Raw genomic sequence first — 9,740 nt, forward strand, 5'->3', positions numbered from 1 at the left:
CGTCCATGGCGGGGGTGAGGCCGGGGGTGATCAGGAAGCCGACGCCGCGCGGGCCGGCCAGCCACTTGCGTGAGGTGCCCACGTACGCGGTCGCGCCTGTCCCGCGTACGTCCACGTGCCCGAGCGACTGGCAGACGTCCAGCACGAACGGGACCCGCGCCGCGCGGCACAACGCCCCGATCTCCGCCGCCGGCTGCACGACGCCGCGATGCGAGCCGATGTGGGAGACGATCACCAGGTCCAGCCCCGCCGCCAGCCGGGCGCGCACGCCCTCGGGGTCGATGCGCGCGTCGCCGTCCACCGGCAGCTCGACCAGCCGCCAGCCACGCGAGGCGGCCAGGCGGCGCAGCAGCATCAGGGTGCTGCCGTACTCGGTGCGGGCGTAGCCGACGCGGCTGCCCGGTGCGAGCCGCCACCCGCCGAGCAGCGCCGCCATCGCCGCCGTCCCGCTCTCCAGGAACGCCACGTCACCGGGAGCCGCGCCGGCCAGCACGGCCAGGGCGGACCTCGGCCCGGTGAGATCGGGGACGGCTCCGTAGCCGCCGCGCTCGCGTTCCAGCCGCAGGTGCGCCACGACCGCGTCGAGCACCCGGTCGCTCGGAACGTTGCAGCCGGCCGCGTCGAGATGCCCGGGCGGCGCGACACCCCGGGCGGAACGCCACGCCCGCCCGACGTCCTCGGTTCGGGTCACACGCCGGCCAGGACCAGGCTGAAGTCACCGGCGGGATCGGTGTAGAGGCGGCGCACCTCGAACCCGGCGCCGGCGAGCTCCCGCCGCAGCCCCTCCGGGTGGAACTTGGCGCTGATCTCGGTACGCGTCTCCTCCCCAGCGGTGAAGTCCACGGCCAGCCCGAGCTGGTCGATCCACACCCGCATGTCCCGGTCCGCGCGCAGCCGCATCTCGATCCACTCGCGGCGCGCGTCGTACAGCGCCACGTGCGTGAACGCCTCCGGCTCGAAGTCCGCCGCCAGCTCCCTGTTGATCACCCGCAGCACGTTCCTGTTGAAGGCGGCCGTCACCCCGGCCGCGTCGTCGTACGCCGCCACCAGCCGCCCGGGGTCCTTCACCAGGTCGGCCCCGAGCAGGAACGTGTCCCCCGGCCGCAGCGTGGCCCGCACGCCCTTGATGAAGACCTCGCGGGCGGCGGGTTCGAGGTTGCCGATCGTGCCACCGAGGAAGGCCACCATCCGCCGCCCGGCACGCGGCAGCAACCCCAGCTGGTGCTCGAAGTCCGCGCACACCGCCCGCACCGCCAGCCCGGGGTAGCGCCCGGCCAGCCGCCGCGCCGCCGCCTCCAGGGTGACCGCGTCAACGTCCACCGGCGTGTACGTACGCAGCCTCCCGCCCTCGGCGAGCGCGTCCAGCAGCAGCACGGTCTTCTCGCTCGTGCCGGAGCCCAGCTCGACCAGCGTGTCCGCGCCGCTGACCGCGGCGATGTCCGCGGACCTGGCACGCAGGATGGCCAGCTCGCGCCGGGTCGGATAGTACTCGGGCAACCGGGTGATGCGGGAGAACAACTCGCTCCCCGCGGCGTCGTAGAACCACTTGGGCGGCAACCACTTGCGCGACGCCGTCAGCCCGGCCCTGACGTCCTCTTCGAGGGCCTGGCGCAACTGGTCGGGGTCAAGGTGGTTGGTCACCTGCACGGTCGGCTGGCTTACGGGCACGGGGACTCCTCAAGTATGAGATCAGATCGGCTGGACGGACACGGCGTCGCCGGTGACGGTCAGCAGGCTGCGCTCGGGCACGGCCTGCCATCCGGGCAGGTCGTCGAGCGGTTCGCTGGCCACGAGCACGCCGTCGTCCAGCCGGCGGTGGAAAAGCGTGTCGCCCCAGACGGTCGCGGCGATGGACGCGCCGTCGCAGGCGAGCAGGTTCAGGCGGGCGGCGGGGTCCTTCTCCCCCGCGGCGGCGACGACCTCGGCCAGCGCCTCGCCCAGCGCGGCCCCGGCGCGTCCGCGCAGGAACACGGCGGCGGCGAGCCAGGCCGCGTCGCACGCGCTCTCCGCCCGGTCGGCGAGGTCGCCGGCGAGCCCGCGCAGCGCGTCCCTGGTGACGCGCCCGTTGTGGCTGAGCAGCCAGCCGCGGTCGGTGAAGGGCGCGGTGGCGCTCTCCTCGATCGGCATGCCGACGGTGGCCGAGCGCACCGCCGCCAGCAGGCAGGTGGAGCGCGCGACCTGCGCGAGCGCGGACAGGTTCGCGTCGGCCCACATGGGCACGGTACGGCGGTAGCGCACCGGCTCGGCGCGGGCCTGGTCGTACCAGCCCATGCCGTAGCCGTCGGCGTTGATCAGGCCCTGGCGCTGCCGCCGCGGCGCGTATGACTGCTTGAGCAGGCCGTGCTCGGGCTCGTGGATGAGCGAGGTGAGCGGGCGGGCGGCGCCCAGCCAGGCCGCGTGCCTGCACATCTCAGACCAGCTCCGAACGCGCGCAGCGGAACCCGGTGAAGATCTGCCTGCGGATCGGGTAGTCCCAGTTCCTGAACGTGGTCCTGACCGCCGCCGGGTCGGCCGCCCACGAGCCGCCGCGCAGCACGCGGTACTCCCGGCCGAAGAACACCTCGCTGTACTCCTTGTACGGGAAACTGCGGAAGCCGGGGTAGGGCTGGAACCACGAACCGGTCCACTCCCACACGTCGCCGACCATCTGCTCGGCCCCGTACGCGCTGGCCCCTGCCGGGTAGGCGCCCAGCGGCGCGGGGTGGGCGGCGCGGTGGCCGAGGTTGGCCAGGTCGGGTCCCGGGTTCCGCTCGCCCCACGGGTAGCGGCGGGCCTGCTCGGCCGCCGGGTCCCAGCCGCAGGCCTTCTCCCACTCGGCCTCGGTGGGCAGCCGCTTGCCCGCCCAGCGGGCGTAGGCGTCGGCCTCGTACCAGGACACGTGCTGGACCGGCTCGTCCATCGGGACGGGCTCGGAGCGGCCGAAGCGGGTACGCCACCAGGCGCCGCCCTCCCTGGTCCAGAACAGGGGGGCGGAGACGCCGCTGTTCCGCCGCCACCCCCAGCCCTCCGGCGTCCACCAGCGCGGGTCGTCGTAGCCGCCGTCCTCGATGAACGCCGCGTACGCGCGGTTGCCGACGGGCAGCCGGTCGATCCAGTACCCGGGCAGGTCCACGCGGTGGGCGGGCCGCTCGTTGTCGTAGGCCCATGGCAGGGTGCCGGTGCCCATGAGGAACGTTCCCGCGGGCACGTACACCTCCTCGGGGCCGTCGGCGCGGCCCTGGGGCAGGTCGCCGTCGCGGACCAGGCCGGGCTGCCCGGACAGCTGCAGCGTGGCGAGCATGGTCTCGTCGTGCTGGTGCTCGTGCTGGATCACCAGGCCGAAGACGAAGCCGTCGCGGTGCAGCGGCGCATGTTCTCCGGCGTCCTCCAGGTTCACCGCGTCGAGGACGTCGAGCACCCGCCCGCGTACGCCCTCGATGTAGCGGCGGGCCTCGGCCGGGCCCAGGAACGGCAGGGTGGGGCGGTCCTTGCGCGGGGTCTTGAACGCGTCGTAGATGTCGTCGATCTCGGGGCGGAGCGGCGTGATGCCGCCGGCCTCCCGCAGCACCCACAACTCCTCGTAGTTGCCCACGTGGGCCAGGTCCCACACGAGGGGCGACATCAGCGGCGAGTGCTGGCGCACCAGCAGGTCGTCCTCCGCCTCCGTATAGGTCAGCGACCGGTCGCGCACCGCGATGAGCTCGGCGGCGATCCGTTCCTTGATGTCGTTCATGGTCGTCCGTTCAGCCAGGCCGGGACGGGCCGTCCCGGCGTCGGATCCATCAGGTCGGCCGCCGGCGAGCGGCCTGTCGTCACGTGCCGGTCGGCGAACGCGGCCACCTCGCCGGCCAGGCCGGGGCCCGCGCCCAGGCGGGGCAGAGCCTCCAGCGCAGCGCGGAAGCACGCCTCGGCGGCCTCGCGCAGGCGCGGGTCGGACAGCCCGCACCGCGCCGCCACCTCCCACTCCGGGTACGGCCCCAGCCGCTCCACCGCGGCCACCGCGGCTTCGGCCGCGCGGTCGTCGACGACCAGCGCGTACGTCACCGCCACGCACGCCGGCCAGGCCGCCGGGTGCTGGGCGTCGAGGTACCGGATCTCCAGCCAGCCACGGGGGCGTACCGGGGGGAAGACCGTCGTCGCGTGATAGGCCAGGTCCTCGGCGGTGGGCCGGCGCCCGTGGCCGGCGTCCAGCCAGTCGCGGAACGTCGAGCCGTCCAGGACCGCGCGATAGCGCTCCTGGCCCTCGCGTACGAGCATGAGCCGCGCGTCCAGCAGGTACTCGGCCCAAGCATCGGCGGGATTATCGGCGGGGCCCGCAGCGGGCACGGGCGCGGTCCTGGTGCGGTCGAGCCGGTCCCAGACGGCCTGGCGGCCCGACATCCAGCCGCTCGGCGCGCCGCCGCCGCTCAGTGGCGAGTTGGCGAAGGCGGCGAGCAGCACAGGGCCGAGCGCGTGCGCCCGTCGCCAGCGGAGCGCGGGCCGTTCGCCCAGGTCCAGGTTGACCTGGATCGACGCGGTCGAGCACATCATCAGCGGCCCGTACGGCACGCCGAGGAACTCCGCCATCGCGTCGTACCTGGGCTGGCGGAGCTGGCGGCGGGCTGGGCGTAGCGGGTCGAGCCCTACCCCGGCCAGTACGAGCCCGGCAGCGCGCAGGGCGTCGCGTACGGCGCTCACGTCGGCGGCGAGGCGGGCCAGCGTGCCGGGCAGCGGCCCGGGCGGTCCGGACAGTTCGAGCTGGCCGCCGGGCTCGAACGTGACCCGGCTGCCGCCGGGCAGCGCCGGCAGGGCCCGTTCGACCCTGGCCACCGGCACGTGCGCGGCGGTCTCCGTACGGTCGAAGACCAGGAACTCCAGCTCGACGCCCACGCGGTCGCCCGGCGCGGGGTGGAGGCAGCGGCGCGCGAAGGCCGCCACATCCGAGGCGTCCCGCAGCGGCGTGCCCTCGGCCGTCAGCCCGATCATCGTCTCCCCTTCGCCGGCGCTCGGTTCTGCGAAGGGCCGCCTCCCGCGGACCGTCACGAGGACGCGGACTTCGCGCCGGCGGCGGGCCACGTGCGGCGGCTCGCCGCAGTTGGCGGACTTCGCGACCCACGGCGGCCACCTGCGGCGGTCCGCACGGGCAGCCGCGGGCAGCGGAGTCCAGATCTACAGACCCGCGAGCCGCGCGATCGTTACAGGGGATTTTTTGGTGTAACGGATGGGGCGTGACCGGCACTAGGTGACATGGAGCGAGCAGGGACCGGCCTCGGGTGCGATGACGTGCTGGAGTCGCTCACGGACTATCTCGAAGAGGCGCTTCCGGCTGGCCGGCGACGGCGGGTCGCGGACCATCTGGGCGCGTGCCCGGCGTGCTCGGGGTGTCTGGGTCAGATTCGTGCGACGATCGCGGTGCTCGGCTGCCTGCGGCACGGCGTCGTGCCGGCGCCGGTGCTCAACGCGCTGTGGGAGAGTTTCCTGACGTCCTGACCGATAGCGGTGTGCGCCGTGGCGCTGTGCGCGTTATGCGCCGTGGCGGGTGCGGAAGGCGGACATGAGCCGGTCGCGCACGTCGGGGGGCAGCTTCTCCGGCGGCGGGTCGCCGAGGGCCGCGATGGTCGCGCGGAACTGCTCGACGTAGCGCTCACAAGCCTCGCAGCCGGACAGATGCGCCTCTATACCGGCGCGCTCGTGCTGGTCGAGGACGTCATCGAGGTAGGCGGTGATGAGTCCCACCAGTTCGCCGCAGGTGAACCGCTTCACGAGGTTGACCGCCCTTGTCTCTGGATGAACCGTTTCACTTATTGTGCCGCCTCCCGGGCCGAAGGAGCCCGCGAGCCATTCTGGCGGCTTCGGATCCCCGGAGGGAGCCCCCACGCGTCAGTCCGGCTGTTTCACCGACTCGAAGTAGTCAGCGAGCCGGTCGCGCACCGCCGCGCGGGCGCGGTGCAGCAGGACCCGCTGGTTGGCCGCGGAGATCTCCAGGATCTCGCACACCTCGTCGGAGCTGCAGCCCTCCACGTCGCGCAGGGCGATCACGATCCGCTGCCGCGGCGGCAACCTGCCCAGGGCCTCGGCGATGAGCCCTCGCACCTCCGAGGCCAGCGCCGCGCCCTCGGGCGTCACCCACGCCGCGGGCGGCTCCTTCCAGCCGTCGGGCGTGTCGCCGGGGCCGGCGGCCGGGCCGCCGTCCCGCTCGAAGGCGCTCCATGGCAGCGTGCGACTCTCGCGCACGCCGCGCTTCTTCGCCGTGTTGACCAGGATGCGGAAGATCCACGTCTTGACCGACGAGCGCCGCTCGAAGCCGCCGATCCCGTCGATCACCGCCAGCCACGTGTCCTGGACGACCTCCTCCGCGGAGTGGTCGGTGGACACGTAGCTCCTGGCCACCCGGAGCATGCCCCGGGACCAGGTGTCGAGCAGCGCCGCGAACATCGCCTCGTCACCCGCGCGCAAGGCGGCGACGACCACGTCATCCGAGGGCAGCCCTCCCCCCGCGAAAGACCCCACGATCGTTTCCCTCCGGTCGAGCGCTGGGACGTCCAAGCCTTCGGGACCGGTGCCGAATCCCGGTGCCGACCCCGGTGCTTGGCGAGCCGGGACGACACCGGCCCCAGGCTAACTCTTCCCCCTGACATGCTCACGTCCCGGCGGGCCGCCCCGCTTGAGTACGCATTCCCGACACAGTCGTACATATGGTTACTAACTGGACAAGTTCCGGCGAATTGCTGCGGCGCGGCTCAACGGGGAAGGTAGGCGTGCCACCTGCCAGGACGCGCTTCCCGCAGGTGCCCCCTCCCCCAATCCTGGAGGAACGGCGCCGGGATCGAACGGCCCTCGTCCACGGCGACCACATGTTTGCCGGCGCTCTGGGCGGCGCGTACCTCGGCCGGCGTCTCGCTCCGCTCCGGCCAGCGCAGGACCGTGTGGGACTCGCACCCGATCCGGTGGGCGATCGTCACGGCGTGCTCGCCGTACACCAGGCAGGGCCGGCGTACGCCGAGGGCGGTGAGCGCCCCGGCGACCTCCGCGTCGGCCCCGCGCGTGGCCAGCCGGACGCCCGTCACCTTGTCGAGCGTCAGCCCCTGCAGGGCGAACTGGGCGAGGAGACCGGCGGCGAACAGCCCGGACCCGGCGCCGCGCGGCAGAGGCCGCCGTGCCGCCGCCGGCAGCCACAGCGCTCCGTGCGCGATCGGGAAGGCCAGCAGCGCGTACGCGGGCAGCAGGAAGCGCGGCGCCGCGTACCCGACCAGGAAGAGGTACGGGACGGCCATCGACAGTCCGGCGACGGCCGGGATCAGGCACTCGGCCAGGCGGTCCCAGCGGCGGGCCGCGTACAGGCCGAGCAGGACGAGGGCGGGGATCGTGCTCCACCAGAGCAGCCAGATCGGCTCGATGGGCCCGCAGTGGGCGGGTGGCCGGCAGAGCAGCGGCCCGTTGAGCGCCCGCGCGTGCTCGGACAGCGAGAAGTGCGCGCCGGTCTCGTTCGCCACCCCGGCGGCCCGCCAGCGGGCGGCCAGGCCGCCGAAGCGCACGTACGCCTCGGCGATCCAGTCGGCCCAGCCTGCGACCAGCCCGGCGGCCAGGGCGGCCCCGGCCCTGATCCGGGCGCGCGACTCAGCCTTGATCAGCCGGTTTCCTGGGACGAGCAGGGCCACGGCGAGCGGGAGGACGAGCCAGATGCTGTCCGGCGGGCGCAGCAGGCCGGCCACGGCCACGCTCACCGCCAGCCCGGCCACCGGGCCAGGCCCGCCGTCGTGCCGGGTGCAGCGCAGGAAAAAACCGGCGGCGGCGACCGCGCAGAACGCCACCCACAGGTTCGGCATGGCCGCGTTGCCGTAGAACACCGACAGCCACAGGGACGCGAACAGCAGGGCGGCCAGCGGCACCACCGCTCCGGAGCGGACCCGCAGCCAGGTGCGGAACGACGCGTACAGCCCGAGCGCCGACAGCAGGCTCAGGCAGACCCGAAGCGCCTCGGTCGAGGAGGTGACCAGCGTCAACGGGGCGACGAGCAACGTGATCCCCCGGGCGCGGGGCGCGATGAACTCGGTCGCGGGCCCGCGCGGATCGACCTGGCTGACGTAGACGACCTCGTCCCATCCGAGCCCCATGCCGGGGGTGACGACGATCAGCTGGACCATCCCGTAGCAGGCGGCCACCAGCGCCAACAGCGCCCGCCACGGAGCAGCCCGGAGCCGCGAACGAACCGCTTCTGATGCTCCCATCAGGCTTTTCATAGCGCGGGCCGCTGAGCGAACGCCGATATGAGGAGGTGACTTGCGGAAGGCATGCGCGCCCATGACACCCGCCGGGCCGGGACATGCCGGGAAACTTACCTATTCCGCGCGGACATCACATCGGGAACGTCCCGGTCCAGCAGCACGTATCGTCCCGGCGAGCCGTCCGCGTGAGGTCAGTCGCCGGCCGCCCATTCCCTGAGCACGGTCTTCTGGATCTTGCCCGTCGAGGTCTTCGGCAGCTCGCGGAAGGACACCGCCTTGGGCGCCTTGAAGTGCGCCAGCCGGCCCCTGACGTGCTCGATGAGCTCGTCCTCTGTGGCGATGGCCCCGGCGGTGAGCGCCACGTAGGCGACGGGCACCTCACCCCAGTGCGGGTCGGGGCGGGCGACGACCGCGGCCTCCTGGACCGCGGGGTGACTCACGAGCGCGTTCTCGACCTCGACGGAGGCGATGTTCTCACCGCCGGAGATGATCACGTCCTTCGCCCGGTCCACGATCTGCACGTAGCCGTCCGGGTGCCACACCGCCAGGTCACCGGTACGGAACCAGCCACCGGGCGCCGCCTTCTCAGTGGCCTCGGGATCGCGGTGGTAGCCCACCATGACGTCGTTGCCGCGCACCGCGATCTCGCCGACCGTGACGGCGTCGGCCGGCACGTCGTCGCCGTTCGCGTCCACGACGCGGATCCGCTGGGCGATCACGTTGCCCACCCCCTGCCGCGCGGTCAGCCCGGCCAGTTCGCCGGCGCCCAGTGCGCTCCACTCGGGTTGCGGCTGGCAGATCGCCGCGGGTCCGTACGTCTCGGTGAGCCCGTACAGGTGGATCACGTCGATGCCCGCCCGCAGCGCCCGGCCGAGCAGCGCCGGGCTCGGCGGCGCGCCACCCACGCAGGCGAGCAGCCGCGGGTCCAGGGCGGCGGGCGGCGCGTCGCGATGGGCCAGCAACGAGGTGAGCACCGTCGGCGCGCCGCACAGGTGCGTGACGCGGTGGGCGCGAATCAGCCGCCACGCCTGTGCGGGCTCGACCTTGCGCAGGCAGATGTGCCGGCCGCCCGCCAGGGTCACCGCCCAGGGGAAGCACCACCCGTTGCAGTGGAACATCGGCAGGGTCCACAGGTAGCCGCTGGCCGCGTCGAGCCGGGTGTGCAGCGCCATGGCGAGGGCCTGGAGGTAGGCGCCACGGTGGTGGTACACGACCCCTTTCGGGCGTCCCGTCGTCCCGCTCGTGTAGTTGATCGACAGCGGTGACAGCTCGTCCTCCACCCGGACCAGCAGGGGGTCCGCGCCGGCCAGCAACGCCTCGTAGCCGCCGGAGGACACCAGGCGCGGGCGCGACCGGCTCGCCGCGGCCGCCTCGCGGGCGAGCGCGCCGAGCTCCTCGTCGTGCAGGAGCACGGACACCTCGGCGTGGTCGATGATGTACGCCAGCTCCCCCGCGGACAACCGGATGTTCATCGGGACCATGACCGCGCCGGCGGCCGGCACGCCGAAGGTCGACTCCAGCAGAAGGTGACCGTTCGGGGCGAGCACGGCCACCCGG

10 protein-coding genes are annotated in these 9,740 nt (G+C 73.5%); 1 reads left to right on the plus strand and 9 read right to left on the minus strand.

The window, feature by feature from the left end:
- The 5 genes from ITP53_RS50785 to egtA all read right to left on the minus strand — a co-directional run.
- Positions 1-691 (minus strand): aminotransferase class V-fold PLP-dependent enzyme (locus tag ITP53_RS50785; RefSeq protein WP_195902682.1); only part of this gene is annotated, 691 nt, incomplete at its 3' end.
- The gene (gene egtD, locus ITP53_RS50790) at positions 688-1,668 is read right to left on the minus strand and encodes an L-histidine N(alpha)-methyltransferase (protein ID WP_195902683.1); all 981 of its coding nucleotides are present in this window, start codon (positions 1,666-1,668) and stop codon (positions 688-690) included. The genes egtD and ITP53_RS50785, both read right to left, overlap by 4 nt.
- Before the next feature lie 21 nt (positions 1,669-1,689).
- Positions 1,690-2,409, minus strand: a complete 720-nt coding sequence (gene egtC / locus ITP53_RS50795; protein ID WP_195902684.1) for an ergothioneine biosynthesis protein EgtC — start codon at positions 2,407-2,409, stop codon at positions 1,690-1,692.
- 1 nt (position 2,410) lies between these two features.
- A complete protein-coding gene (egtB, locus tag ITP53_RS50800; RefSeq protein WP_195902685.1) occupies positions 2,411-3,712 on the minus strand; it encodes an ergothioneine biosynthesis protein EgtB in 1,302 nt (433 codons plus the stop codon).
- Complete coding sequence (egtA, locus tag ITP53_RS50805; protein WP_195902686.1) at positions 3,709-4,944, minus strand: ergothioneine biosynthesis glutamate--cysteine ligase EgtA; 1,236 nt, start codon at positions 4,942-4,944, stop codon at positions 3,709-3,711. Before egtA ends, egtB begins: the two co-directional genes overlap by 4 nt.
- A 261-nt stretch (positions 4,945-5,205) precedes the next feature.
- On the opposite strand from egtA, the gene ITP53_RS50810 reads away from it, so the two are divergent.
- Positions 5,206-5,448 (plus strand): anti-sigma factor family protein, encoded by a 243-nt coding sequence (locus tag ITP53_RS50810; RefSeq protein WP_195902687.1) that lies wholly within the window; start codon positions 5,206-5,208, stop codon positions 5,446-5,448.
- Positions 5,449-5,481: 33 nt separating this feature from the next.
- Here the strand turns inward: ITP53_RS50810 and ITP53_RS50815 are convergent, their stop codons facing one another.
- From ITP53_RS50815 to ITP53_RS50830, 4 genes are all read right to left on the minus strand, one after another.
- Positions 5,482-5,721, minus strand: a complete 240-nt coding sequence (locus tag ITP53_RS50815; RefSeq protein ID WP_195902688.1) for an anti-sigma factor family protein — start codon at positions 5,719-5,721, stop codon at positions 5,482-5,484.
- A 117-nt stretch (positions 5,722-5,838) separates the two neighbouring features.
- A complete protein-coding gene (locus ITP53_RS50820) occupies positions 5,839-6,468 on the minus strand; it encodes an RNA polymerase sigma factor (protein ID WP_328818483.1) in 630 nt (209 codons plus the stop codon).
- A 230-nt stretch (positions 6,469-6,698) separates the two neighbouring features.
- Positions 6,699-8,186: a hypothetical protein gene (locus ITP53_RS50825; RefSeq protein ID WP_195902689.1), complete on the minus strand. Its 1,488-nt coding sequence runs from the start codon at positions 8,184-8,186 to the stop codon at positions 6,699-6,701.
- A gap of 188 nt (positions 8,187-8,374) precedes the next feature.
- On the minus strand, positions 8,375-9,740 hold a 1,366-nt coding region (locus ITP53_RS50830; protein ID WP_195902690.1), incomplete at its 5' end, for an AMP-binding protein.

The sequence above is a fragment of the Nonomuraea cypriaca genome, from assembly GCF_015645445.1.
GTDB lineage: Bacteria > Actinomycetota > Actinomycetes > Streptosporangiales > Streptosporangiaceae > Nonomuraea > Nonomuraea cypriaca.